Below are 25,898 nucleotides of genomic sequence, written 5' to 3'. Positions count from 1 at the left end.
AAAAAAGCTGCCCATGGCAGCTTGATTGTTGATCCTGATAAAACATTCCCGAAGGAGGCGAGCCTGATCTGCGGCACTCATGGTTAATAGCCGTGGCTGCTTCGTTCCCGACCTGACCAGGTTAGCCATGCCACGATGCGCAGGGGCCCGCCGGGGACAATTATAACCGACCTGCGCAAGATTGGGGAAGCAAGCTGAAATCCGGGGTCAGACCCGGCGGGTCTGACCCCGGCATTTACGCCGTTGGGCTTAAATGCCCAACTCTTGCCAAATCCCATCCACCTTCGCCTTCACTTCCGGTGTCATGGCAATCGTCGTGCCCCACTCGCGCGTCGTTTCGCCCGGCCATTTATTCGTCGCATCAATGCCCATCTTGCTGCCCAGGCCGCTGACCGGCGAGGCGAAGTCCAGGTAATCGATGGGCGTGTTGTCGACCAGGGTCGTGTCGCGAATCGGGTCGACACGCGTCGTGATGGCCCAGATGACTTCTTTCCAGTCGCGAATATTCACGTCTTCATCGACCACGACGATGAACTTGGTATACATGAACTGGCGCAGGAAGCTCCACACGCCGAACATCACGCGCTTGGCGTGGCCCGCGTACTGTTTCTTGATCTGCACCACGGCCATGCGGTAGCTGCAGCCTTCGGGCGGCAGATAGAAGTCCGTGATTTCGCTGAACTGCTTTTGCAGCAGCGGCACGAACACTTCGTTCAGGGCCAGGCCCAGCACGGCCGGCTCGTCCGGCGGTTTGCCTGTATACGTGGAGTGGTAAATCGGGTCGCGGCGCATGGTGATGCGGTCGATGGTAAACACGGGGAAACTGTCCTGCTCATTATAGTAGCCCGTGTGGTCGCCATACGGCCCTTCCAGCGCATGCTCGTAGCCGCTCGGATGGTTTTCATCCGGATAGATATGGCCTTCGAGCACGATCTCGGCCGACGCGGGCACGCGCAGCTCGCTGCCAATCGCTTTTACCAATTCGGTACGGCTGCCGCGCAGCAAGCCGGCGAACTGGTATTCGGACAGGCTGTCCGGCACCGGCGTGACGGCCCCTAATATAGTAGCGGGATCGGCGCCCAGCGCGACGGCGATCGGATACGGCTTGCCCTTGCTTTGAATGGCGTGCTCGCGGAAGTCCAGCGCCCCGCCCCGGTGCGCCAGCCAGCGCATGATGACCTTGTTGCGTCCCAATACCTGCTGGCGGTAGATGCCCAGGTTTTGCCGCTTCTTGTTCGGACCCTTGGTGATCACCAGGCCCCAGGTGATCAGGGGGGCGATATCGCCAGGCCAGCAATGCTGGATCGGCAGGCGCGCCAGGTCGACGTCATTGCCCTCCCAGACGATTTCCTGGCATTTGGCGCCGCGCAATTCTTTCGGCGACATGTCCCACACGGATTTCACCAGCGAGCCCAGGCCCAGCAGATCCTTGAAATCCTTCGGCGGTTCCGGTTCCTTCAGGCGCGCCAGCACATGGCCGATCTTGCGCAACTCGCTGACATCTTCCGCGCCCATGCCCAAGGCCACGCGGCGCGTGGTGCCGAACAGATTGCCCAGCACCGGCATGGTGTATCCCGTTGGATTGTTGAACAGCAAGGCCGGTCCGCCTGCGCGCAAGGTGCGGTCGCAAACTTCCGTCATCTCCAAAATCGGTGAAATGGGGGTCGAAATGGGCTTAAGTTCACCCATTTGTTGCAGTTGAGAAATAAAATCTCGCAAATCTGAATATTTCATGTGTTTTTAATTTTTTTTGACGTCGGACGCCGTTGCTGAAGGATCTATGCCAAGTAATTGATTTTATTGGCTTTTGGCACAATGCAAGTCAAAAAGTAAGACATAAAAGTAATAAAGAAACGATTCGTTAGTATTGACTTGATATAAAACGGCTTCTACAATTCGCCCAACTTGAAAGAGCACGCCGGCCCAGAGCTTGATTTTAGCGTTTCTCTTTCATTCACGGAGTCGGGGCTCCACATGACATTTTAAGGAGTGTTTTCAAAAGGCGTCTGCCTTACCCCCGGTAAAAGTTGTATTGCGACTGATCCAATACCAAAACGGGACCGATCAGCTCAAGCAAGCAATGACGGCGTTTCTCGCACGCATCCATACGCGGCGGAAACGATGATATTTCTGATGCACGGCATTGGCAGTACCCACAACACCGCGACACCGCGGAGGGACTGCCTGTTGACGCGACATTTCGGGGAACTCTATGACTCATCGTAGCACTGAAGCAGCATTGCCTGCTTCAACCGTGGCTGGCCAGCCAGCGTTGGCGCGTTTGCGCGCCCGCGCACAAGCCATTTCGGCACGTGGCGTTTTGACCACGGCACAACACACACTGACAGTGTTCGGCATTTCCGCCCTGGCACTGATCGCCCTGCTGATGTTCCGCCCTGACCTGGGCAAGCAACTGACGCACAGCCTGTTCCCGCTGCCGATGGCAGAGGCACAAGCCGTTGAAGCGCCGGCCCTGTCGGCACTGATGGAAGCGCCCGCTTCCGTGCAAACGGCCGCCGCCAGCGACGCACCGCTGAGCAAGGAAGAAAAAGCCTTGCTGGGCACGCAAAAGCAGCAGCAATGGGTCACCAACTGGCTCTCCAAGCGCTACCGCGTGGCCAACGACGCGACCAATATGCTCGTCTCGACGGCTTACCTGACGGCCCGTGAAATCAAGCTGGACCCGCTGCTGATCCTGGCCGTGATGGCCATCGAATCGGGCTTGAATCCGTTCGCGGAAAGCCCCGTCGGCGCGCAAGGCTTGATGCAAGTCATGTCGAAAGTGCACCATGAGCGCTTCCAGGAAATGGGCGGCGTGCAAGCAGCCTTGAATCCGGTCGCCAACATCCGCGTCGGCTCCCTGATCCTGAAAGACTACGTCACGCGTGGCGGATCCGTCGAAGCGGGCCTCAAAACCTACGTGGGCGCCGCCAACTTCGCCACCGACTCGGGCTACGGCTCGCGCGTGCTGGCCGAATACCGCCGCCTGAAACAAGTGTCCGCCGGCCAGCGCGTGCCGACCACGACGCCGGTGATGGCATCGAACACGCCAGCGCCAGCCAAGGCGCCGGCAGCGGAAAGCGGCATCACCATCAAAGTACTGCCCCACAACGAGATCGCCGGCCTGTGACCCTTTAAAAGCCCTCACAGGGGCATCCAAAAAGTAGCGCCCAGTAAAAAAGCCACCGCATGCAAGTGCCGGTGGCTTTTTCATTGCCCTGCGGCGCAGGCCGCAGGAACTACTCACTATATTACTTGCGCTTGTTGGCGCCCACTTCTTCCTCGCGGAATTTCACTGCCAATTTATCCAGCACGCCGTTCACATACTTGTGGCCGTCGATACCGCCAAACGACTTGGCCAGTTCGACCGCTTCGTTGATGACGACGCGGTACGGGATTTCCATGTTGTTCTTCAGCTCGAAAGCGCCGATCAGCAGGATGCCGTGTTCGATGGGCGACAGTTCCGCGATATTGCGGTCGATCAATGGTGCCATGCTTTCGCGCAGCGCCAGCGAATCCTTGATGGCGCCGTACAGCAGCACCGTGAAATGATCGCCATCGGCCTTGTCGAAACCGTGTGCCGCGCGAATATTGTTCACGACGGTGGTCGCGTCTTCATTGTTCAGCAGCCACTGGTACAAGCCCTGCAGCGCAAACTCGCGCGCGCGGTGACGCGGCGTGCGGTTTTTGCTGGGATTGGCGAGCAAATTTTTCTCAGTCATGATTGTTACCTGTTTTTAAGTACTTGTTCATTACAAATTCCGACGAGACACTGCGGCACGCTTTTAGGCAGCGCAGCCGCAATTCAAGCGTGCGTGAGAAGGATGTCAGGGCAAGGCGCGAGGCCGAAGACAGTACGAAAGTACGGCGAGGCCTTGCAACGCAGCCATGGCATTCTTATCACACGCGCTTAATCTTCGTCGGTGTCCTGCAACTCTTCTAGCGCTTGCGCCAGATTGGCCATTTCCACTGCCACGCGTGCCGCTTCGGCTCCCTTGACCAGCATGCGCACTTCCGCCTGCTCGTCGTTTTCGGTCGTCAACACTGCGTTGGCGATGGGGATGCCGTAATCGAGACCGACGCGCGTGATGCCCGCGCCCGATTCGTTCGATACCAGCTCGAAGTGGTAGGTTTCACCGCGAATCACGGCGCCCAGTGCGATCAGGGCGTCGAATTGCTCGGTTTCCGCCATTTTTTGCAGAATCAGTGGGATTTCCAGGGCGCCCGGCACGGTCACGTGCAGGATATCTTCATCGGCCACGCCCAGCTTGCTCAACTCTTCCAGGCATGCCGACAGCAAGCCACCACCGACGATTTCATTGAATCGTGCCTGGACGATACCGACGCGCAAACCTTCGCCGGCAAAATTGGTTTCATATGCTCCTACTGTCATCATAAGCCTCTTTATAAGTGATCAGCGGCGGCGCCATGCGCCAGGCTGCTGAATAGTGTTAATTAATTACTACTGGCCAGGATGGCACTGAAAACCTGTTACTTCGAGGTCGAAACCGGCCATCGACGGCATCTTGCGGGGGCTGGCCAGCAATTGCATCTTGCTCACGCCCAGGTCGCGCAGAATTTGCGCGCCGATGCCGTAGCTGCGCAAGTCCATGCTGGCGGCGCGACCTTTCGGCTTGGCTTGCGGCGTATCCAGGGCGGCGAACTGGGCAAACAGTTCACTCGACGTCTCGCCACAATTCAGCAAGACCATCACGCCCCGCTCTGCCTGCTTGATGGCGGCCATCGAAGCGGCCACCGTCCACGAGTGGGTGGTCGCTTCGCTTTCCAGCACGTCCAGCAGGGAAACGGGCTGGTGCACGCGCACCAGCGCTTCCAGGCCGGGGGCCAGGTCGCCATGCACGAGAGCCAAGTGGGCCGACGCGCTAGGCTTGTCGCGGAAGGCGATCAGGCGGAATTCGCCGTGCGCCGTGTGCAGGGTGCGCTCGGCAACGCGCTCGACCAGGGATTCCGTCTGGCTGCGGTAATGGATCAGGTCGGCAATCGTGCCGATTTTCAGGCCATGTTGCTCGGCAAACACCAGCAAGTCCGGCAGGCGCGCCATGGTGCCGTCGTCCTTCATGATTTCGCAAATCACGGATGCGGGCGTCAAGCCGGCCATGGCCGTCAGGTCGCAACCGGCTTCCGTATGGCCTGCGCGCATCAGCACGCCGCCTTTTTGCGCTTTCAGCGGGAAGATATGGCCGGGCTGGACGATATCGCTGGGCTGCGTGCCCTTGGCCACGGCCACCTGGATGGTCTTGGCGCGGTCGGCGGCGGAAATGCCCGTCGTCACGCCTTCGGCCGCTTCGATCGACACGGTAAAGTTGGTGCCGTAGGCGGTGCCGTTGCGCGACGTCATCATCGACAGGTTCAGCTCGTCGCAACGCTCTTCCGTCAAGGTCAGGCAGACCAAGCCACGCGCATGCGTGATCATGAAATTGATGGCTTCAGGCGTCACGAAATCGGCGGCAAGCACCAGATCGCCTTCATTTTCCCGGTCTTCTTCATCGACCAGTATCACCATGCGGCCGGCGCGTAATTCAGCGACGATCTCTTCGGTGCTGGATATAGACATTGTTCATCCTCGTATGACGCCTGGCCAAACCTGCTGCGCGTCGGTTTTGCCAGGCGTTGTTAGTGAAACTAAAAACTGCAACATCAAGCGCGAATATTCCGCGGATTTCCCGGAATTTTCTTATAACCTGCTATTTTAAAGGATTTAGCGCTTGCAGACCTGAAATAAGACAGCTTTGCGGCACGGATGCCGCAGTCTGCATCACAAAGCGCCGCTTCCCCGATCCTGGGCACACGGCGGCGGCAAGGCGCGCGCCGCCGGCCTTGCAAAGAGCATAAGATCAGCCAGTCACCGCCACGGCGCTGATACCCCACTCGCAGCGATACCCCACACAGGAGCGGCAATATGAAAACCAACGGATCGGCCATCTGGTCAGGCGGCATCAAGGATGGCAAGGGCGCCATCAGCACGCGCAGCGGTGCCTTGCAGGAATATCCCTACGGCTTTGCCAGCCGCTTCGAAGGCAAGCCCGGCACGAATCCCGAGGAACTGATCGGCGCCGCGCATGCGGGCTGCTTCACCATGGCCTTGTCGCTGATCCTCGGTGAAGCGGGCCTGACGGCGGAAAAGATGGAAACGACGGCCGAAGTGACCCTCGACAAGGTGGACGACGGTTTCGCCATCACGGCCGTCCATTTGATCCTGAAAGCGAAGATCCCCGGCGCCGACCAGGCGAAGTTCGATGAATTGACGGCCAAGGCCAAGGCCGGCTGCCCCGTGTCGAAGCTGCTGAAAGCCAACATCACCCTGGATGCGACCCTGCTGCCCTAGATTTTCGTCACGGGCTTGACGGGCTCCACAGGGGCCACCGGCGCCACCAGCGGCAGGCGCGAGTCGCTGGCCGGCAATGGCCGGTTCATCAAGCCAGGATTCAAGGCTGCATTGTTCAGGTTATAGGCGGCGATGGCTGCCGCCACGGAAGGATCTTGCGACGAGGGCGGCGGCACGGCCATGCCCGCGTTTTGCGCAGCCAGCTCTTGCGCCTGGGCATTTTTCTGGGCCAGCTGGGCTTGCGCCGTCGCCAGGCCCGCATCGGCTTGCCCCTGCGCCGCGCGCGCCAGCGACTGCGCCCGTTCGCTGGCCGCCTGGGCCGCCATTTGCGCGTCGCTGGCGGCCAGCTGCGCCCGCGCCGCATCGTCCGCCGCCGCTTGCGCCCGCTGCTGCAAGCCCTGCTGCTGCACTTGTCCCTGGCGCAGCGCGTCCACCCGTTCTGCTTCCTGCTGCTGCGCCTGCTGATCGGTATTGATCCGTTCGCTGTCCAGCCGTTCGGCCTCCAGGCGCTGAGTATTGAGGCGCTGATTGTCCGCGCGCTGCGTCTGCAGCAGTTCCGCTGCATCGGCGGCTTGCGCCGAAGGCTGGGCCCGCAGCTCCTGCAAGTCCAGGTTCAGCTCTTCCGCTTCCAGTTGCTGCTGCAGTTCCAGCTGCCGCTGCGCAATGGCGGCCGTTTGCGGCGGCGCCTCCTCGATGGCCTGCGGCTGCACGGCCTGCGTGGCCGGCTCGGCGCTGGACGGCAGTGCTTCACCCGTCAAATCCGCTTCGACATTGGTTGCCAGCGGCGCGCCCTGCTGCCGGGCCAGCACGGCACCCACCTGCGCCAGCACGTCCGTTCCCTGTTGCAAGGCGTCCAGGGTGGCATTGCTGTCGGCTGCATACGCGGCCTGCAACGTTGTCGCATCGACATTTTCATTGCGCAAATCGATGCCGATGCGGGCCAGTTGCGCTTGCGTGAGCAGACTGCCGTCCTGCGCCAGCGCGGCGGCCGCATCCGTTGTGCCATCGCCCGACAGCAAATCGTAGCGCTGCGCCAGACTGCCCGGCGTGTCGCCGGCCGTCGCCAGCTGGCTGGCGTCGATGCCGCTCGTTTGCAGCTGGGCGAACGATTCCGTCAGCTGCCGCGCCAGCGCCAGCAAGTCGTCATTGACATTCAAGGAGGTATTGGCGGCCCTGGCCTCTTCCGTGGCGCCCTGCAAGGCCAGCAGCTGCCGGCGCGACAAGGCCACGCCGGACAGGAACTGGCCCAGCGGGGAGATGTCGACCTGGGTCGATGACTGAATGGCAAGGGCCGCAGCCGCGCTGGACGGCGGCACGGGCTGCGCGGGTGCCAGCGCTGCCGTCTCGCCCACGCGGGACGTGGCCGGGATGGTGTTGGGCACGGTTGCGCGCGAAATCGGGTCCATGACTAGCCTCCACTGCGGAAAGCTTCATAGTATGCGCGTCTGCAAGAAAAGCAACACACGCCTGGCAAGCCGGCAGGTGTGTTGCTCTTTTCAGCTACCGTGTCAGGCGGCAGCTTTGTCCAGCGACAGCATGCGTTCGACATAGCGGGCGATCAGGTCGATTTCCAGGTTGACCTTGCCATCGACCGTCAAGTGTTTCAAGGTCGTCATGGCGATCGTGTGCGGAATCAGGTTGATCGAGAAGCGGCAGCCGTTGACGGCGCCCGCGCCCAAGTCTTCCACTCTGTTGACGGTCAGTGACACGCCATTGACGACGACGGAACCCTTGAAGGCCAGGTATTTCGCCAGTTCGTGCGGCGCCTCGATCACCAGTTCCCACGATTCTCCCACGGCTTCGAACTTGCGCACGATACCCAGGCCGTCGACGTGGCCGGAAACCAGGTGGCCGCCCAGGCGCTCGGCCAGGGTCAGAGCTTTTTCCAGGTTGACTTCCGTGGTGGTATCGAGACCCACGGTGCAATTGAGGCTTTCGCGCGAGACATCGACGGCAAAGCCCGTATCCGATTTTTCCACCACCGTCATGCAGGCGCCATTGATGGCGATCGAGTCGCCCAGGGCCACGTCGGCCAGCGGCAAGCCACCCGCGTGGATGCTCAGGCGCACGCCTGCATCGAGGCCGCCGTCGAGTGGCTGCACGGTTTCAATCTTGCCGATGGCGGCAACAATTCCTGTAAACATGAACTAACCCTATAAAAGTGTGAAGTATTAATTGCGCTGGGCGAATCTTGCAAGGATACGCACATCTTCGCCCACTTGCTGAACCTGGTGAAATTGCAAAGTGCGCTGTTGCTTGATATCCGTCAAGGCAGGCAAGGCAAACATGCCTTGCGCGTCGCCCAGCAAGGTGGGCGCCAGGTAGACCAGCAGCTCGTCGACGCAGCCTTCGCGGATCAGCGAGCCGTTCAGTTTGGCGCCGGCCTCGACGTGGACTTCATTGCATTGCCGGCGTCCCAGTTCCAGCATCAGCGCGGCCAGATCGACCTTGCCGTCCTCGTTCGGCAGCAGGATGACTTCCGCGCCCAGGGCGCGCAGCTGCGCTTCCTTTTCCGGATTGGCAACGGCTGCCACGATCCACGTGCCGCCGCCCTGCAAGATGCGCGCGTCAAGGCTGATGTCGAGCCGGCTGTCGACGACGATGCGGCGCGGCTGGCGCGGCGTCTCGACGGCGCGCACGTTCAGTTGCGGGTCGTCCGCCTTGACCGTGCCGATGCCCGTCAGGATGGCGCAGGCGCGCGCGCGCCAGGCGTGGCCATCGGCGCGCGCCTCTGGCCCCGTGATCCACTGGCTTTGGCCATTGTGCAAGGCCGTCATGCCGTCCAGGCTGGCAGCCGTTTTCATGCGCACCCACGGCTTGCCGCGCTGCATGCGCGAAAAGAAGCCGATATTCATTTCATAGGCCTCGTCGGCCAGCACATCCGTGGTGACGGCGATGCCGGCCGCTTGCAGCTTGGCCAGCCCCTGTCCCGCCACCAGCGGGTTCGGATCCGTCATGGCGGCCACGACGCGGCCCAGCCCCGCGCGCACGAGCGCATCGGAGCATGGCGGCGTGCGGCCATGGTGGTTGCACGGCTCCAGGGTGACATAGGCGGTGGCGCCGCGCACGTCGTTGCCGCGCGCCGCCGCGTTGGCCAGCGCTTGCACCTCGGCATGATCCTGCCCGGCCGCCTGCGTCACGCCGGCGCCGATCACTTGGCCATCCCGGACGATGACGCAGCCGATGCGAGGGTTAGGCGAGGTCGTATATAAACCGCGCGCCGCCCATTCCAGCGCCAGGCGCATGCCATCGATATCGTTGAGTATTTCCACGGGCTTCTTTGCTTGAAGGTGAGTAATTGATAAGTCGTGCTACGAACTGTCGGCCACGCCGCTGCAATTGGCCGCCTGCTGCTGCGGATCGCACACGCGCACCCTGCCCAGCATATTGATTTTAATATGCCGCACCTGCTTTCCCAAAGCCAGGGACAAGGTACCCCAGCGTGCCGCCAGGCTATTGGTCGCGCTGCAACTGCGTCCTGCGCCATTGTAGGCGATATAAAACGGCGCCGTGGCCGAGGAAAACGCGAACTGGGCCGTGATGCCCTCCGGCAGCGGCCCCTGGCGGAACAGCAATTCGTCATCGCCATCGAACACGAGGTTGGCATTGCGATCGATGAAGATCAGCCAGCCCGTGCGCCAGTCCGTGCCACCGGACCCGGCCGGCATCAGCAGCACGCGCTGCCCCCGCGCCATCGCCTGCGCCCGCGTCAATTCGATGGCCGAGAACAAGTCGGTCGCCGCCGCGCGCACCTGCTGGCGCGCCAGCAGGTGCTGCAAGCTGGGCATGGCAGCGGCCGCCAGCAGCGCGGCAATCGCCAGCACGGCCAGCAATTCGAGCATGGTGTGCCCGAGGGTGCGGCCGAGGGTGTGCCCGAGGGTGCGGCCGAGGGTGCGCCCGAATTTGTGCCTGCTCCTCGGTAGCCGCTTGCACATGGCCATGGCCTAGGGCCAGCAATGGCTGGCGGGGCCGCTGCTGCCGCGCTGGCCCGTACTGCTGAACGACAGGACACCGCAATCGGCATCCTGGAACTGCGCATCAACCTTGGACGTGCCCGGCATGGCGCGCAACAGTACGCATTGCCCGATCGTCAGGCCGGGACAGGCCAGCGCCTCGATTTCATATGCACTACCAGCCGCGCCCTCTTCGCCCGACCACCATGGAAATTGCTGCGACTGCTGCGCCGGCGATGCCGAGGAAAAGGCCAGATAGCGGTTATTTTGCGAGTAATAGCGCTCCTGCTGCTGCATCAGGCGCAGCAGGGCCGCCTGTCCCTGCACCCGTTTGGCACGCACGACATGGCTGTGATAAGCGGGCACGGCCAGCGCCAGCAGCAGGCTCATGATCGCCAGCGCGGACAGCAGCTCGATCAGGCTGAAGCCCTGCGGGTTGGCAGCAGGAGTTCCACCGTTTGCAGCGAACCTGTTCCGCCTTGCCAGCGTCCCCATGCGATCTCCCTCTTTCCCAAAAAGCGCCAGCCGAGACGCTGCAGCAGCCTTGCCGGCCTATTTTTTCTTGGCCACCTCGTGCAATTCGCGCCAGTTCGCCACTTCGCGCCAGCTCAGGCGCCGGGCCGGCAGCGGCGCGCTGACGACCTTGAGCACTGCCCCGCTGGCCGCGCCGGGCAAGCCAGGCTGCAGCACGGCCAGTTCCTTGCGCCCATCGGCCCGCCCTGTCGCCGTCGCGGCGCCCACTGTGCTGTTCAGTTCCAGTGCCTGCGGCGGCGCGCGCGCCAGGCCGTCGAACAAGCGTCCCGTCTGCTCGCCCGCCTGCACGACACCGGCGCCATCGGCGGCAAAGCCGCTCAGCACGTCGAGCACGTACAGGCGCGTGGCCGGCCTGGCGCAAGGGTCGCGCCCCGGCAGGACGGTGTTGAACAGCACCTTGCCGGCAGCCAATATGGGACTGCTGATGCTGCGCTCGCCCGTCTGCGCGGTGTCCATAAAATCGAGGTACCAGCCGCGCATGGCATCGCTGCCCGTATAGCGCAGCTCAGCGCCGTCGACGCGCACGCCACCGGCCGCCGCCCCCAGGCTGCGCGGTTCCAGGTCGGCCCGGCTGCGCGTGGGGGACGACTCGCGCACATCGTCGTGAACGGCGTAAAACGACTGCGACAGAAAGGCGGCGGGCCAGGTATCGGCCGCTTCGACCAACTTGCCCGTGCCGAACAGCAGCAGATAGCCGCCACCGGGCGCGTACGCCACGCTCGGCTGCTGCGTCACCGGCTGGCGCCGGCCCTGGGCGTCGCGCGCAACAAAGACGAGCTTGCGTCCCTGCCCGTCCTTCCACGGCGGCCCGCCAGCCATGTCGAGGCGCCAGATATTTCCCTGCATATCGCCTGCATACAGATAAGCCAGCGCGCCGTCGCTGCCCGGCACCACGGCGGGCGAGCCCAGCGCGTGGGGCTCGGCATCGGCGCCCGCATCAGTGTCATGGCCGCCATCACCGCCGCCGCTGGCCACGGGCACCTTGAGGCGAAAGTAATTACTTCCCAACGTCCATGGGGTGCCGGGCGCCTTGTCCAGTGCCAGCAGGAAGATGGCGGCGGCCGCGGCGGGCGCCGTCGTGTCCTTGCCGTCGTTGACATGGTTGTTGTAGCCGCTGGCGACGATGGCAAAGTCGCGGTAAGCCGGCGCCCCCTCCTTGCCACCCATGTTGATGCGGGCAAACGCAGGCGGCGTGCGCACGTTGCCCATCAGCCTGTCGTCGCGGTCCGTAAATTCCCACAGCGCCCCGTCTTGCGCGAAGCGGGCCGGATCGGTGATGTCGAGCGCAAACACGCCTTGCGCCCCACCGCCCATGCCCGATACCAGCACCGTTTTCCAATGTCCCAGCGCCAGCACTTCCGCCGTGGCTGCCGCGCCGTCGAGCAGCGGGCCGGGGCTATAGTGAGTGCTCGCAGCGGCTGGCGCAAGGTGCAGCAGGGCCTGCGGCAGATAGGCAAACACTTCGCTGCCCGTGCGCGCATCGAAGGCATGCAACAAACCGTCGTTGGCGCCAAGGTAGAGCATTTTGCGCCGCTGCTGCAGCGCCTGGCGGTGCAAGCCATAGCCGGCGCCCGGCATGCCCAGTCGGGGCGCGCCCACGTACAGCAAATTGCCGTAGGGTGCCGCGCCCAGGCTGCCTGACCTGCGCCGCAGGAAGCCACCCGGCTGGCCCACCTCGTGCGTGCGCTGGCCCAGCAGGTACGCCAGGCGTACTTCCCCTTGACCATCACCGCCGTCGAATGCGCCGCGCTGTTCCGCATCGAGCCGCTTCCAGGCCAGCGGCATCAGGGCGCCCTTGGCGTCGGGCGTGTAGACGGGACGCAAGGATGCGGGCGTGCCATCCGGCACGGGCTTCTCTTGTCCGCCAGCGGTCCACGATGGCTTGCCGGGAAGCAGTGCCCCATCGGCGCCCACGGCAAACGCGGTGCGCGACAAGGTCATGCCGCCATCGGCCAGGCGCAGCTGCGTCTGAAACCAGTATGCCTCTTCCGTTCCGCTGGCCAGCGCCATCAGGGCCGGCCCCGCGAGCGTCGCTGGCAAGGTGGCCTTGTCGGCGGCCGCAAAAGCCGCGCGCAGTCCCGCGATCAAGGCGGCCGGATCGCTGCCGGGCAGGTAATGGGCGGGCCAGCGGCCATCCAGGCTCCATTCATCGAACGCGCTGCCCGTCGCACTCTTGAAGGGGTTGGCGTCGCCGTTCGCATCGAGAAAGCCGCCATATTTGGCCGCCAATAACAAGGGCGTAGCGGCGGGAGTGGCGGCAGATTCGCCCGCCGGGTCGCTCTGGCGCAAGTCGCCCGCATAGTGCTCGACCTTGGCAAGGCCGTCGCTCTTGCCAGGACGCAGGGCCTGCACGTGCGACCAGTAGGCAAGGCCTGCCGCATGGTAGCTGGCGCCGCCCGCTCCGTCGGCCAGCCATTCCAGCGCCGCCAGTTCGGGCCGTGGCGCGGGATTGCCAGGTGTGCCGCCGCTTTCCAGGCTGCCCACCGCATGTGTCCACGCCATCGCATCGAAGGGCGGCGGCGCAAAGCCATCGGCGGCGCGGGCGCGGTCGCCGTTGGATGCGGGAGTGTGCGGGACATTGCCGGGCACGTAACGGTCGCCCGCCATGCCCGCATCACCGAGACTGACGACGACATGGCGCTGGCAACTGGCCGTTTGCGGGTCGCTCCACGCAATCACGACCGGCAAGCCGTCATCGATGGCAGGCGGCGCCGTGGCAGGTGGTACGACGGCGCTGGCTTGTCGCCCCTGCAGGTAACGCAACGATTCGTACAGCAATTCGGCCAGCGGCGCCGCGCTGGCGTACGCGCCGGGCTGCCCGGCGTTGCCGCGGCCCAGGCCATTGATGTAAGCGGTCACCCCGCCGCCAGGGCCGGAGCTCTGGAACACATACACACCGGTGGCGGGATTCCATTCGGCACCGGCATTGTCTTGCGGCATAAAGTCGGGCGCCGTCCAGCGCTGCGTGCCCACGTGAGCCAATGGCACGCGCAGCACGCCGCCATACACGGGGCCGGCGCCGGAGCTCACGCCGTTCAAATGGCCAAACACGCCCACGCGCACCCTGCCGCCATGGCGTTGCACGGCGCCTACCGGCTTGTAGTTCTTGCCATACGCGAGGCATAAATCGTCGCGCAGCGGCCCTTCTTGCGCGTCGCAGACGCGCACGCGCGCGAGGAACACGCCGTGCGTGGCAGCAACGCCAGACGCGTCGCAATTGCCGCCCGGAGGCAAGCTGGCGTCGCCGAACAGCAGGCGATTACGGCAGGAAACGATGGCCAGTTGCGCCAGCGCAAACGGTGTCGCCGCCGACACCCCAGCCTGCAAGACCTTGCGCGGGAAGAAGACGGGGTGGGCAAAGAAGTCGATGGGGCTGTCGGCATCGGGTAAATTAGCGCGCTGCAGCACCGTCTTGCGCACCTCGTCGATGACGCGGTCGCCGCCCGTCAGCGCATAGCGGACGAGGTCGAGCATGCTGGTGCTGGCCCAGTTGAGAAAGTTGCCGCTAAAACTGTCGCCGCCGCAGCCGTGCAGCGCATCGGCCGGCTTCAGCACGGAGAAGTAAGCGGTCGCTACGCGCAAGTCCGGCAGCATGACGCCGTCCTTGCTGCGGTACGGATAGCTGTAGCACATGCGCGCATGAAAATAACCTGCGTACTCGCGCTGCGGTGCATAGTCGCCGCCATGCGCGGCCGCGGCGGCCGCATGCGTGAAAGACAGGTTGAGCAGCAGGTTCGGCGGCACGCGGGCGCCGTACAAACCTGCGTCGGCCCGCGCCAGCGCCACAGGAGGTGCGGCCGCGGCAAAGGCGCCGCCGCAAACGAGGAAAAACCAGCCGAGAAATAGCCAGGCAAACGACAAAGCCCTCATGGCCCCGCTCCCGCCGCTTGCTTGCGGTAATAACTTTGCAGCACGACTTGCGTGCTTTCCTGCGCGCCAAAACCGATGGCCGTGATGCGGTACACATAGCTTTCCGTCGCCAGGCCGCCAGCCACCGCCGTGGCCTGCGCGCCGGGCGGGTGAAACGGCAGCAGTTCGATCAGGTAGCGGGGCCGGCGCGACGGCAGGAAGCCCTGCCCCGTCTGCATGACGGCGCCCGTAAACTGGCCATACGGCACCGTGCGGCTACCCGCTTCGGCGCCATCGAGGTCCGTACTTAACCAGAGTGCCGGTGCGTCCGGCGCGGCGGGCAGGCACAGGCCCAGTGCGCCTCCCTCGCCGCAGCCATCCGCGAACCCGGCCGCGCTGCCTGGCGCGAAGAGGCTGCTGCGCCCAGGCGTGCCGGGCAAGCCTTCGATATCGTTCTGCGCATCCATCAATGCTTCCTCCGCCGCCTGAAACGCGATCTGCCGGTCGCGCTCGCCGCGTGCCGCCTTTTCGCCCTGCAAGGCCATCTGCGCCGCCGATATGCCCAGCAGCAAAATGATCACCAGCAGGCACAGCACATACACGAGCGTGGCGCCACCGCAGCGCGCACGAGAGGCGCAACAAGGTAGGCAACGGCGGACGCCAGCACCAGCCATTGCGCCGCCCGCCTAGGCTGGCCCGTTGCGCAGCATGATGCTCGTCTGCACCAGTTGCCGCAGCCGCGAGCGCGTCGCGGCAGGCAAGGCCGCGCGCGCGATGCGCACGCCCGTGTCGCCGGCGCCGTGCGCCTCGGCATACGCCTTGCCGAACAGGTCGAACTGCGCCGGCCCCAGTTCCGCCATCTTGTCCGCCTGGCCCGCCTCGCCATGCAACAACAACGCCACGCGCACGCTGGCCACGCGCTTCCAGTGCGTGCGGCGGTGAAAATCGCGCTGGCGCGCGGCCGCATCCGCACCCACCAGCACCAGCGCCGCATCGTCGGCGTCAAGCGCGCTGGCATTGACATAGCGGTTCGCCACGCCATCGGGCGGCGTATCCGTGTCGAGGCCATACAGCACCTGGAAGCCGTCGACGCCACGGATGATGGCGTCCGCGCCCCAGCCGTTCGCGCCACGGTATTTGCAGCGCAGTTCGCCCTCGCCATCGGCGCCCTGTGCTACATAGAAAATGCTCCAGCCCCGCTGCGCCTGCGTTTGCGCGGCACCCACGCCAAAGCCCGCGCAATTGAGCACGGAGCCGTCGCCGCCCTCTTCCTTGCCGGCGCCGTAATAGCGCAGGGCCAGCACGTCGCTGCCATGCAGGGCGCCAGGCAAAGCGCCGCTGATGCCCTCGCTGTTCTTGCCCAGGCTGCGCGCGTCGAGCCCGGCGACATTCGCGCTGTCGAAATCGGCATGGGCGACGGGCGCGGCGCTGCTGTCCCAGTTCACGTACGCCGTCTGGCGCACGGCGCGGGCGATGGTGTCGAGCGCATAGCGGCCGTTGTCGTCGAGGCGCGCGCTGGCGGACTGGTCGCCATAACTGCCGCTGGCCGCCAGCAGCATGCTACTGGCGGCCAGCATCAGCAGCGCACCGAGCGACAGGGCCACCAGCAATTCGACCAGACTCATGCCGCGATGCTGATATAGGACCTCGTTCATGCACCGCCTCCGCCCAGCTGGAATGCCAGCCTGGGCAGCGACTCGCCTGCCGCATTCTCGGCGGGCGAGCCATCGGGCAGGCGGCCGCGCCAGCCCAGCTTGATGACGATGGGCGCGCCCTTGCCGCCGCTGCACGTCCATTGCAAGCCTTGAGCGGCGGCATCCCACGCGGAAGTGTCGCGGCAAATGCGCAGGCGCGCGCCGGGCAAAGCCGCATGCAGCCGCTGCTGCCATTCGGCGATGTCGAATTGCGCCAGCTCGGCCGCGCTGCAGGCGACAGCACCGAAGCAGTCGGGCGCGCCGCCGCCCGCGTCAGAGCCGTCCGCCGCCGCGTATGCCACGTTCAAGTAGGGGTTGCCCGTATCCGGGCCATGCATGAGCACGCTGTTTGCGCGCATGCGCTCGGCCATGCCGGCCGCCAGTTGCACGCCCGCCGACAACAGCGCCGACTCATGGCGCGCGCGCAGGGAGTTCAGTTGCAGGATGCTGGCACCGAGCAGGCCCAGCGCCAACAGCAGCAGCGACACCAGCACCTCGACGAGGCTGCTGCCACCCGCAGGAAACATAGTGCGACCGCCCTTGCCCATGCGCTACTCCCTTCCGCAGACAGAGTCGCAGGAACAGGCGGCCCAGCTACAAGATAGGCGTGCGCAAAAAGCCGGGTCTGCGCTAGCGCAAACAGCACGGCGATAAGGTGAGAAGAACAGCGTTGGTGTTGATCAGGCCGCTTGCCAGGCGAACCTGGGCGTGGTGAACAAGAAGGCGAGCAAGAAGGTGAGCAAGAAGCCGAACGTCAGGGCGAAGGTCAGGGCTTGCGCGCCTGCCCCACTTCGGCGATGGCGTCCTGGAACTCGGCCAGGTCTTCGAAGTTCTTGTAGACGGAGGCGAAGCGGATGTAGGCGATCTTGTCCAGGCGCTTGAGTTCCTGCATGACGAGTTCGCCGATATAGCCGGAATCGACTTCGCGCAAGCCGCTGGTCAGCAGCTTTTCCTGGATGGAGGCGATGGCCGTATCCACGGAGGCGGCCGCGACGGGACGCTTGCGCAAGGCCAGCATCAAACTGCCGCGCAACTTATCCGCAGCGAACTCCGTCCGGCTGCCATTCTTTTTGACGACGGCCGGCATGATAAGTTCAATGCGCTCGTAGGTGGTAAAACGCTTGTCGCATTTGCCGCAGCGGCGGCGGCGCCGAATGGCATCCCCTTCCTCCGATACGCGCGTATCGAGAACCTGGGTGTCGCCGTGCTGGCAAAATGGACATTTCATGGGCTAGCTACAACTTTATAGTAATAATTACGGGAAATCGCCGCCCTTGTACAAAGGGCGCCCGAATCACTCCGGGCGCCCTTGGGCACGAAGGAATGTGTCATACAGAATCTTACTCCGTATGACACATTCTGGACAAATAATTATGCAGCGTACACAGGGTGCGCGTCGGCCAGGACTTTCACGGCCGCTTTCACGCGCTCGATGGTGGCGGCGTCATGCGGATTGTCCAGCACGTCGGCGATCAGGTTGCCCACTTCTTCCGCTTGCGCTTCCTTGAAACCGCGCGTCGTCATCGCCGGGCTGCCCAGGCGGATGCCCGAGGTGACGAATGGTTTTTGCGGGTCGTTCGGGATGCCGTTCTTGTTGCAGGTGATGTGCGCGGAACCGAGGATGGCTTCGGCTTCTTTGCCCGTCAGGTTCTTGGCGCGCAGGTCGACCAGCATGACGTGCGATTCAGTGCCGCCGGAAACAATGCGCAGGCCGCGCTTGATCAGGGTTTTCGCCAGCACGTCGGCGTTCTTGATCACTTGCTTCTGGTATTCGACGAATTCAGGGCTCAGCGCTTCCTTGAAGGCGACAGCTTTGCCGGCGATCACGTGCATCAGCGGGCCGCCCTGGATGCCAGGGAAGATGGCCGAGTTGATGGCTTTTTCGTGTTCGGCCTTCATCAGGATGATGCCGCCGCGCGGGCCGCGCAACGATTTGTGCGTGGTCGAAGTAACGAAGTCGGCGAACGGCACCGGGTTCGGGTACAGGCCGGCGGCGATCAGGCCGGCGTAGTGGGCCATGTCGACCATGAAGTAGGCGCCAACTTCCTTGGCGATCTTGCCGAAGCGTTCGAAGTCGATCTTTTTCGAGAACGCGGATGCGCCGGCGATGATCAGTTTTGGCTTGCGTTCGCGGGCCAGGCGTTCCATCGCCTCGTAGTCGATGTCTTCTTCCGCCGTCAAGCCGTAGGAGACGACGTCAAACCATTTGCCGGACATGTTCAGCGGCATGCCGTGGGTCAGGTGACCGCCTTCGGCCAGCGACATACCCATGATCAGGTCGCCTGGTTTCAACATGGCGAAGAACACGCCCTGGTTCGCCTGCGAACCAGAGTTCGGCTGCACGTTCGCGCATTCGGCGCCGAACAATTGCTTGACACGGTCGATGGCCAGTTGCTCGGCCACATCGACGTATTCGCAGCCGCCGTAGTAGCGCTTGCCTGGATAGCCTTCGGCATATTTATTCGTCAGCTGCGAGCCTTGCGCTTCCATTACGGCTGGCGACGTGTAGTTCTCCGACGCGATCAGTTCGATGTGGTCGTGCTGGCGCGTATTCTCTTTTTGAATGACGGCGAACAATTCAGGATCGACGTTGGCGAGGTTGTGATCTTTTGCAAACATGTAAAAACTCCAAGTATGAGGGTGCTTGTACTGGCAGGTTGGATCGAATGAGGGGAGCCGGCGTTAAGTGAATAACAACATTGGACAGGCAGCCTCTTCGTGCTTTTCCATAGTGGCTACCCAGGCGAACGGCTGATGAAAAATCTCACGTTTCCCGGTGGATGCCCACCTTTCGCCGGTTTGCCGATCACCATTCATGGAGATCGCCCGACTTTTCGCCAGTCACGTGAGACGTAATGGAAGCCAAATTGTAAGTTAAGTGCCCAAATTGAGCAAGGAATGCAACCGTGCGGCTATAATCGCCGCGCGCCACCCCAGCCGGAGTGCGGCCACAAGCTGCCCCGGGGCATGGCTGCGGCTTTTAAGCTGGACTTAAACCTGGCCATGGCATGTAAGCGTATGTTACGAAGCTTGCCATTGCACACGCCGGATTTACAATGCTGCGGTGCAACTTATATGCAGCTTTTGCATGGCTTTCCAGCAAGCGCCCACAGTCACAAGAAGAAAAATCGCGTAAAATGTTGCTCAATCTCACTACTGGCGCAATAAACATGCCTTCAGTCTTTACCTGGAACGTACGTGTCTACTATGAAGACACCGACGCCGGCGGCATCGTCTATTACGCTAACTACCTGAAATTCTTCGAACGCGCGCGTACCGAATGGCTGCGCGCCATCGACGTGGGCCAGCAGGAATTGCTGGAGCAGCACGATGCAATGTTCGTTGTCAAAAGCGTCAACGCCGACTATCATGCGCCAGCCAGGCTCGATGACACGGTAAGATTAACCTTAAGTATAGAAAAAATGGGGCGCGCCTCCATCGTTTTCCTGCAACAAGCCTGGTGCGGCGACCGCCTGCTCAACACGGCCCGCGTCAAGATCGGCTGCGTCGATTCGGCACTGCGCCCGCGCGCCGTGCCTGATGCAGTCGCGGCCCGCATGCGCGCCGCCTGAGCCCTACCCGCCACCCCCGGACAATTCACCCAACAGACTGCCAGCCAATGAACGTTACACAAGATCTTTCTTTCCTCGCGCTCATCTCCAATGCCCATTTGATCGTGCAACTGATCATGGCCCTGCTGCTGCTGATTTCCCTGACCAGCTGGACCTACATTTTCCGCAAGATGTTTGCCGTGCGCCAGGCGCGCAAGCAAACCATCGAATTCGAACGCAGCTTCTGGGCCGGCGGCAACCTACATGCGCTGCACCAGAACGCCAGCGGCAACCGCGACCAGAGCGGCGCGCTGGCCCGCATCTTCGATGCCGGTATGGGCGAATTCATCAAGGGCAAGGCTTCCTACGGTTCGCGTGAAGCGCTGGACGTCGGCGCCGTGCTCGACGGCGCACGCCGCGCCATGCGCGCCGCCTTCCAGCGTGAAATGGACGTGCTCGAATCGCACCTGGCCTTCCTCGCCTCCGTCGGCTCCGTCTCGCCCTACATCGGCCTGCTCGGTACCGTCTGGGGCATCATGAACGCCTTCCGCGGCCTGGCCAACGTGCAGCAAGCCACCCTGGCCGCCGTCGCGCCCGGCATTGCCGAAGCGCTGATCGCCACCGCCATCGGCCTGTTCGCCGCCATTCCCGCCGTCGTCGCCTACAACCGTTTTTCGCATGACATCGACCGCCTGGCGATCCGCTTCGAGAGCTTCGTCGAGGAATTCTCCAACATCTTGCAGCGCCAGTCGCGCTAAGAGGGAGCAGCGTCCATGGGTTCCTCATTCAATAGCGGCGGCATGCGCGGCGGCCGTGGCCGCAAGTTCAAGTCCGAGATCAACGTCGTGCCGTACATCGACGTGATGCTGGTGCTGCTGATCATTTTCATGGTGATGCCGTCGTCGAACAATCCCAGCGTGGTGAACTTGCCCAACGCGGAAAAGTCGGCGAAACCGCCTGATGACTATATTCAGATCGTGCTGAAACCGAATGGTTCGCTGTCGATTGGCGTCATCGGCAAAGAACAGCTGTCGCCGGAAACGGAACCGAACCGCGACGCCCTGCTGCGCAAGCTGCGCGGTTTGCACGAGAGCAATCCCGACTATCCCGTGATGATCGCGGGCGACAAGGAAAGCAAGTACGACGATGTGATCCAGCTCATTTCGGAAGCGAAAAAGATGGGCATTACCAGAGTCGGCCTGGCCACCAAGTAAGCGCAGCACCCTGTTTCCAGACTTGACCGTTTTTAGATAGACTAGACTTTGCAGAACAAACAAATCGACCATGTACTCGGCAAGCCCTACAGCGTGCCGCGCGAACGCAGCCGCTGGCCCTCGCTGGGCCTGGCGCTGGCGATGCACCTTGGGCTGCTGTTTTTCCTGTGGGTGGGCGTACACTGGCAAAATACGGAACCTGTCGCCGTCGAAGCGGAAGTTTGGGACATGAAAGTGCAGACGGCCGCGCCGCCGCCTGAAGTGGCGACGGAACCGGAGCCGACACCAACGCCGCCGCAACCGCAAGTGGAACAGCCGGCCCCGCCACCGCCGCCGCCCGTGGCCGCGCCCGAGCCGAAGGTCGACCTGCGCGAAGCGGAGATCGCACTCGAGCGCAAGAAGGCCAAGCTGAAAGAAGAAAAAGACAAAGCGGCAGCGGAAGAACGTCGCAAGCAGGAATTGAAGGAACGCGAGGAAGAAAAGCGCGAACTGGAAAAACAGAAGCAGAAAGAAAAAGACAAGGCTGACAAGCTGGAGAAAGAAAAGGCCGACAAGCTGGAGAAAGCCAAGGAAGCCAAAGAGAAAGCGGCGGAAGAAAAAGCCGAGAAAGAACTGGCCGATAAAAAAGCGGCGGCCGAAAAAGCGGCCAAGGCGAAAAAAGCGGCGGAAGAGAAAAAAGCCGCCGACAAGGCGCGCGCTGCGGAAATGAGCCGCATCACGGGTGCGGCGGGCGCCGGCACGACAGGCACGGCCGAGAAATCGACCGCGCCACGCAAGGACAGCGGCTATGTCGCTGCCCTGACGAGCAAGATCAAGAGCAATATCGCGTACAGCGGTAGCACGGACGTGCCGGGCAACCCGCGCGCCGTGTTCAAGATCGAGCAACTGCCAACTGGGGAAATTATTTCGGTCCGAAAGATTAAAAGTAGCGGCCTGCCGGCGTATGACAGCTCGGTGGAAAACGCCATTAATAAATCGTCGCCACTGCCGAAGAAAAAAGACGGCACCGTGGAACGCGAGATTGAACTCATATTCGAGATGAAGGATTTGCCTAAATGATGACCATGAAAAAAATGAGCTATGTCGTGCTCTGCGCCGGCCTGATGCTGGGAGCGTCAAGCGCCCAGGCGCAGCTGCGCGTGGAGATTACGGGGATCGGCAGCAACCAGATCCCGGTGGCTGTCGCCAGCTTCGTCAATGAATCGGCCGCACCGCAATCGCTGTCCGGCATTATCAAGGCCGACCTGGCGCGCAGCGGTGTGTTCAAGCTGATCGACGCCGATGCGCCCGTATCGGAAACGGCGCCCGTCAGCTACGAGCAATGGAAGTCGCGCGGCGCCGACGCGCTGGCGGCCGGCACCGTGCAAAGCATGGCCGATGGCCGCCTGGACGTGCGCTATAAGCTGTTCGACACCATCAAGGGCGCGCAGATTTCCAGCATGAACAATGCGGCCGCGCCGCAGTTCAACCGCCTGCTGGCGCACAAGATCGCCGATGACATCTATGAAAAGCTGACGGGCGTCAAGGGCGCGTTCGCCACGCGCATCGCCTACGTCACGCAATCGGGCCGCGAATACCGCCTGGAAATCGCCGACGCCGATGGCGAAGGCATCCAGGTCGCCCTGCGCTCGAACGAGCCGATCATTTCGCCGTCGTGGTCGCCGGACGGCACCAAGGTCGCGTATGTGTCGTTTGAAAAGAAAAAGCCGATCGTCTACGTACAGAATCTGGTGACGCGCCAGCGCACCATCGTCTCGAATGAAAAAGGTAGCAATTCCGCGCCGAGCTGGAGCCCGGACGGCTCACGCCTGGCCGTGGCCCTGTCGCGCGATGGTCATACCCAGGTCTATACCGTCAATGCCGACGGCAGCGGCTTGCGCCGCGTCAGCACCAGCAGCGGCATCGATACGGAACCCCAATTCTCGGCCGATGGCCAAAGCATTTACTTCACCAGCGATCGCAGCGGCGGACCACAAATCTACCGCATGTCGACCAGCGGTGGCGAAGCCAAGCGCGTGACGTTTGGCGGCTCCTACAACATCAGCCCGCGGATTTCGTCCGACGGGAAGACACTTGCTTATATTTCCCGTCGCGACGGCAATTTCCAGCTCTACGCGCTCGACCTGGCTAGTGGCCAGGAACTGCGCCTGTCGGACACCGCCAACGACGAATCACCGAGCTTTTCGCCCAACGGGAAATATATCATGTACGCGACCGAATCCGGACGACGCAAGTCGCTGGCAGTGGTATCGGTGGATGGCCGCGTCAAACAGCGTTTGACTACGCAAGCTGGCAATATCAAGGAGCCCACCTGGGGTCCTTTTATGAAGTAAATGCTGTACAGTTTCACCTTTAACCATGACCCGGAGAATAAAAATGAGTAACTTTAAAAGTTTGGCTTTCATCGCCGCTACCGCAGCCCTGCTGTCCGCCTGCAGCACCCCAGTCAAAGTAGCCGAGACCCCAGTGGTTGAGCGCGCTCCTGAAAAAGTCGTTGCGCCAGTTGACACCCGTCAAGTTCAGCCAGTGACGACCGCATCGGTCGATCCACTGGACGATCCAAAAGGCGTGCTGGCTAACCGCAGCATCTACTTCGACTTCGACAAATACGTCGTGCGCGAAGCGGACACCCCAGTTGTGCAAAACCACGCTGGCTACCTGGTGAAAACGCCTAGCCGCAAGATCCTGATCCAAGGTAACACCGATGAACGCGGTGGCGCTGAGTACAACCTGGCCCTGGGCCAGAAACGTGCTGAAGCAGTGCGCAAGTCGATGGCAGCTCTGGGCGTACCAGAAGGCCAAATGGAAGCCGTGTCGCTGGGCAAAGAAAAGCCTAAAGCACAAGGCAGCAACGAAGCAGCATGGGCAGAAAACCGCCGCGCTGACATCGTTTATTGATGTTGACAGGTGAGCGCGGCAGCATTGACGCTTACCTAACTGGCCAGTCATAGGCATAATAATGGGGCGCAGCGCGGTGATTCACCGCCCGGCGCCCCGTTTGCATGTTTGCGTAACCTTAGAAAGCCCGACCCATGATGACATTCTCGAAAGCCGGCGTCGCCGCCGCCTTGATGGCCGCGTTTGCCTACCTGCCCCTGCACGCCAACGCCGCCCTGTTCGATGACGACGAAGCACGCAAGGCCATCCTCGAGCTGCGCGCCAAGGTCGACGCCATGGCGCGTGACCTGAACAGCCGCATCGACGCCAAGGCGGACAAGACCAGCACCTTGAGCCTGATCAACCAGCACGACCAGACCATGCAAGAGATCGCCCGCCTGCGCGGCCAGATCGAAGTGCTGGGCAACGACCTGGCGAATGTGCAAAAGCGCCAGAAGGATTTCTACACCGACATCGACGCGCGCCTGCGCAAGCTCGAACCGCGCCAGGTGACCATCGACGGCCAGGAAGCGGCCGTGGGCGTATCCGAGCAAAGTTCATACGAATCCGCCTTCGGCCTGTTCAAGTCGGGCGACTACAAGGGCGCCGTGACGGCCCTGGACGGCTTTGTGAAACGCTATCCGGAATCGGCCTACGCTGCCAACGCGCAATACTGGCTGGGCAACGCCTATTACGCCCAGCGCGACTGCAAGAGCGCCATCACGGCCCAGCAGGCAGTGCTGAAACACTACCCGGACAGCCCGAAGGCGCCCGACGCCATGCTCAACATCGCCAGCTGCTACACGGAGCTGAAAGACAAGCCGAACGCGACCAAGACGCTGAACGCCCTGATCTCGCGCTACCCGGACTCCAGCGCGGCCCAGGCCGCCAAGGAACGGGCCGGTAAAAAGTAAAAGCGGGGAAAAAGTTGCCCGTTAGGTTTGACAGAATCCCGGGCACCCCCTATAATCTTTCTTCTTCGGGTCGTTAGCTCAGCTGGTAGAGCAGCGGACTTTTAATCCGTTGGTCGCAGGTTCGAATCCCGCACGGCCTACCACGAATACGCAGTACTGATCTGCTTGCGAGTTGTTATAGCAAGCATTTTTTTACTGCACAGTGTTACCGAAGTTGTTGTAAAAAGTTTTTGGGTCGTTAGCTCAGCTGGTAGAGCAGCGGACTTTTAATCCGTTGGTCGCAGGTTCGAATCCCGCACGGCCTACCAAATACTTCAGAGAAGCCAACCGTTCGCGGTTGGCTTTTTTGTTTTCTAGACCCGCCGCGCCCGCAGCCACTCCTTCAGCGCATCATTCATGCGCGTTTGCCATCCATCACCGGTGGCCTTGAACGCGTCGAGAATTTCAGCGTCGAAGCGTATGGTCGTGCTGACCTTGCCGCCGCTACCCGCAGGCCTGCCACGGCGGCGCACCATTTCTTGCTGCGCCTCGGGACGGGAAACGGGCTTGTCGCCCACTTGCCAGACGCCTTGCTCAAAAAAACCATCCGTCAATTCAGGCGCGTCGTCGGGGTCAACCCAGGCCTTGCTTGTATTTGTCGATTTCGCGTTCATTTGCCTTCCTCATGCTGATGATTCTGCGCGCCAGGCCACGCGGCGTCCAGACCAGTACGACCAGGCGCTCATCGAGCCAGCCTGCAGTGATGAAGCGGGGTTCGCCGTAGTCCTGGCGCTGGTCCGGCAGCGTAATGGTGAGCCCGTCAAACACTACACGCGCACGCGCAAAGTCGAGACCACGCTCCCTGAGCGTCTTTTCACGCTTGGCAGCATCAAAAGTGATTCTCATTATTTATTGTAGTAACAAATAATAGAAACAGCCAGCCCTATTTCACGGGCAAGGGCGCCATCGGGACTGCTACATCGCCAC

At 62.4% G+C, this 25,898-nt stretch carries 26 protein-coding genes, 2 tRNA genes, 1 other RNA gene and 1 riboswitch; of the genes, 11 read left to right on the top strand and 18 right to left on the bottom strand.

Translation table 11 applies throughout. The features are described from left to right. Positions 1–53: 53 nt before the first annotated feature. An RNA gene (gene ffs, locus KO539_RS17670) (signal recognition particle sRNA small type) lies at positions 54–152 on the bottom strand. A gap of 97 nt (positions 153–249) precedes the next feature. Continuing rightward, entirely contained in the window at positions 250–1,734 is a 1,485-nt protein-coding gene (gene ubiD, locus KO539_RS17665) for a 4-hydroxy-3-polyprenylbenzoate decarboxylase (protein ID WP_219310759.1), read from the bottom strand. Between the two features lie 478 nt (positions 1,735–2,212). Between ubiD and KO539_RS17660 the strand changes: the two genes are divergently transcribed. Continuing rightward, on the top strand, positions 2,213–3,130 hold the full coding sequence (locus KO539_RS17660; protein ID WP_171984962.1) for a lytic transglycosylase domain-containing protein: 918 nt from the start codon (positions 2,213–2,215) through the stop codon (positions 3,128–3,130). 121 nt (positions 3,131–3,251) lie between these two features. Here KO539_RS17660 and nusB read toward each other — a convergent pair whose 3' ends face one another. The 3 genes from nusB to ribBA form a co-directional block, all read right to left on the bottom strand. Further along, positions 3,252–3,722, bottom strand: coding sequence for a transcription antitermination factor NusB (nusB, locus tag KO539_RS17655; RefSeq protein WP_034786595.1), 471 nt, complete (start codon positions 3,720–3,722; stop codon positions 3,252–3,254). Between the two features lie 188 nt (positions 3,723–3,910). Continuing rightward, positions 3,911–4,393 (bottom strand): 6,7-dimethyl-8-ribityllumazine synthase, encoded by a 483-nt coding sequence (ribH, locus tag KO539_RS17650; protein WP_034759563.1) that lies wholly within the window; start codon positions 4,391–4,393, stop codon positions 3,911–3,913. 69 nt (positions 4,394–4,462) lie between these two features. Then, positions 4,463–5,575 (bottom strand): bifunctional 3,4-dihydroxy-2-butanone-4-phosphate synthase/GTP cyclohydrolase II, encoded by a 1,113-nt coding sequence (ribBA, locus tag KO539_RS17645; protein WP_219310758.1) that lies wholly within the window; start codon positions 5,573–5,575, stop codon positions 4,463–4,465. Between the two features lie 345 nt (positions 5,576–5,920). On the opposite strand from ribBA, the gene KO539_RS17640 reads away from it, so the two are divergent. Next, positions 5,921–6,346 (top strand): OsmC family protein, encoded by a 426-nt coding sequence (locus tag KO539_RS17640; protein WP_099404033.1) that lies wholly within the window; start codon positions 5,921–5,923, stop codon positions 6,344–6,346. Here KO539_RS17640 and KO539_RS17635 read toward each other — a convergent pair. From KO539_RS17635 to glyA, 11 genes are all read right to left on the bottom strand, one after another. Then, positions 6,343–7,752: a hypothetical protein gene (locus KO539_RS17635; protein WP_219310757.1), complete on the bottom strand. Its 1,410-nt coding sequence runs from the start codon at positions 7,750–7,752 to the stop codon at positions 6,343–6,345. The genes KO539_RS17640 and KO539_RS17635 overlap by 4 nt on opposite strands. Before the next feature lie 102 nt (positions 7,753–7,854). Beyond that, complete coding sequence (locus KO539_RS17630; RefSeq protein ID WP_219310756.1) at positions 7,855–8,490, bottom strand: riboflavin synthase; 636 nt, start codon at positions 8,488–8,490, stop codon at positions 7,855–7,857. Between the two features lie 27 nt (positions 8,491–8,517). After that, positions 8,518–9,618 (bottom strand): bifunctional diaminohydroxyphosphoribosylaminopyrimidine deaminase/5-amino-6-(5-phosphoribosylamino)uracil reductase RibD, encoded by a 1,101-nt coding sequence (ribD, locus tag KO539_RS17625; protein WP_225243584.1) that lies wholly within the window; start codon positions 9,616–9,618, stop codon positions 8,518–8,520. Positions 9,619–9,657: 39 nt separating this feature from the next. Beyond that, on the bottom strand, positions 9,658–10,188 hold the full coding sequence (locus tag KO539_RS17620; protein WP_219310755.1) for a GspH/FimT family protein: 531 nt from the start codon (positions 10,186–10,188) through the stop codon (positions 9,658–9,660). Positions 10,189–10,290: 102 nt separating this feature from the next. Continuing rightward, positions 10,291–10,794: a type IV pilin protein gene (locus KO539_RS17615; RefSeq protein WP_219310754.1), complete on the bottom strand. Its 504-nt coding sequence runs from the start codon at positions 10,792–10,794 to the stop codon at positions 10,291–10,293. Positions 10,795–10,851: 57 nt separating this feature from the next. After that, the gene (locus KO539_RS17610; protein WP_219310753.1) at positions 10,852–14,703 is read right to left on the bottom strand and encodes a pilus assembly protein; all 3,852 of its coding nucleotides are present in this window, start codon (positions 14,701–14,703) and stop codon (positions 10,852–10,854) included. Then, positions 14,700–15,284: a PilX N-terminal domain-containing pilus assembly protein gene (locus KO539_RS17605; protein WP_219310752.1), complete on the bottom strand. Its 585-nt coding sequence runs from the start codon at positions 15,282–15,284 to the stop codon at positions 14,700–14,702. Before KO539_RS17605 ends, KO539_RS17610 begins: the two co-directional genes overlap by 4 nt. A gap of 84 nt (positions 15,285–15,368) precedes the next feature. Next, positions 15,369–16,337, bottom strand: a complete 969-nt coding sequence (locus KO539_RS17600; RefSeq protein WP_219310751.1) for a PilW family protein — start codon at positions 16,335–16,337, stop codon at positions 15,369–15,371. After that, complete coding sequence (gene pilV / locus KO539_RS17595) at positions 16,334–16,903, bottom strand: type IV pilus modification protein PilV (RefSeq protein ID WP_219310750.1); 570 nt, start codon at positions 16,901–16,903, stop codon at positions 16,334–16,336. The genes KO539_RS17600 and pilV overlap by 4 nt, the downstream gene beginning before the upstream one ends. Positions 16,904–17,142: 239 nt before the next feature. Then, positions 17,143–17,604, bottom strand: coding sequence for a transcriptional regulator NrdR (gene nrdR, locus KO539_RS17590; protein WP_034759169.1), 462 nt, complete (start codon positions 17,602–17,604; stop codon positions 17,143–17,145). A 143-nt stretch (positions 17,605–17,747) separates the two neighbouring features. Next, the gene (gene glyA / locus KO539_RS17585) at positions 17,748–18,995 is read right to left on the bottom strand and encodes a serine hydroxymethyltransferase (protein ID WP_035826086.1); all 1,248 of its coding nucleotides are present in this window, start codon (positions 18,993–18,995) and stop codon (positions 17,748–17,750) included. A gap of 111 nt (positions 18,996–19,106) precedes the next feature. After that, positions 19,107–19,231: riboswitch (ZMP/ZTP riboswitch) on the bottom strand. A gap of 315 nt (positions 19,232–19,546) precedes the next feature. On the opposite strand from glyA, the gene ybgC reads away from it, so the two are divergent. From ybgC to KO539_RS17540, 9 genes are all read left to right on the top strand, one after another. Beyond that, complete coding sequence (ybgC, locus tag KO539_RS17580) at positions 19,547–19,948, top strand: tol-pal system-associated acyl-CoA thioesterase (protein WP_046682324.1); 402 nt, start codon at positions 19,547–19,549, stop codon at positions 19,946–19,948. 47 nt (positions 19,949–19,995) lie between these two features. Continuing rightward, a complete protein-coding gene (gene tolQ, locus KO539_RS17575) occupies positions 19,996–20,685 on the top strand; it encodes a protein TolQ (RefSeq protein ID WP_034759183.1) in 690 nt (229 codons plus the stop codon). Between the two features lie 15 nt (positions 20,686–20,700). Next, positions 20,701–21,141 (top strand): ExbD/TolR family protein, encoded by a 441-nt coding sequence (locus KO539_RS17570; RefSeq protein WP_223278896.1) that lies wholly within the window; start codon positions 20,701–20,703, stop codon positions 21,139–21,141. 48 nt (positions 21,142–21,189) lie between these two features. Beyond that, a complete protein-coding gene (gene tolA, locus KO539_RS17565; RefSeq protein WP_225243579.1) occupies positions 21,190–22,200 on the top strand; it encodes a cell envelope integrity protein TolA in 1,011 nt (336 codons plus the stop codon). 5 nt (positions 22,201–22,205) lie between these two features. After that, positions 22,206–23,474 (top strand): Tol-Pal system beta propeller repeat protein TolB, encoded by a 1,269-nt coding sequence (tolB, locus tag KO539_RS17560; protein ID WP_374106454.1) that lies wholly within the window; start codon positions 22,206–22,208, stop codon positions 23,472–23,474. Between the two features lie 43 nt (positions 23,475–23,517). Continuing rightward, complete coding sequence (gene pal / locus KO539_RS17555) at positions 23,518–24,039, top strand: peptidoglycan-associated lipoprotein Pal (RefSeq protein ID WP_034786578.1); 522 nt, start codon at positions 23,518–23,520, stop codon at positions 24,037–24,039. A gap of 134 nt (positions 24,040–24,173) precedes the next feature. After that, complete coding sequence (ybgF, locus tag KO539_RS17550) at positions 24,174–24,932, top strand: tol-pal system protein YbgF (protein WP_035826081.1); 759 nt, start codon at positions 24,174–24,176, stop codon at positions 24,930–24,932. Positions 24,933–24,999: 67 nt separating this feature from the next. Continuing rightward, positions 25,000–25,075, top strand: a tRNA-Lys gene (locus KO539_RS17545). 89 nt (positions 25,076–25,164) lie between these two features. Next, positions 25,165–25,240: transfer RNA gene (locus KO539_RS17540), tRNA-Lys, on the top strand. Positions 25,241–25,285: 45 nt separating this feature from the next. Here the strand turns inward: KO539_RS17540 and KO539_RS17535 are convergent. Beyond that, positions 25,286–25,585, bottom strand: a complete 300-nt coding sequence (locus tag KO539_RS17535) for a BrnA antitoxin family protein (RefSeq protein ID WP_219310749.1) — start codon at positions 25,583–25,585, stop codon at positions 25,286–25,288. Continuing rightward, complete coding sequence (locus KO539_RS17530) at positions 25,545–25,817, bottom strand: BrnT family toxin (protein WP_219310748.1); 273 nt, start codon at positions 25,815–25,817, stop codon at positions 25,545–25,547. Before KO539_RS17530 ends, KO539_RS17535 begins: the two co-directional genes overlap by 41 nt. Between the last annotated feature and the right edge of the window lie 81 nt (positions 25,818–25,898).

This window comes from Janthinobacterium sp. NKUCC06_STL, from assembly GCF_019345455.1.
Lineage (GTDB): Bacteria > Pseudomonadota > Gammaproteobacteria > Burkholderiales > Burkholderiaceae_D > Janthinobacterium > Janthinobacterium rivuli.
This window is presented reverse-complemented; position numbering and strand designations above follow the sequence as displayed.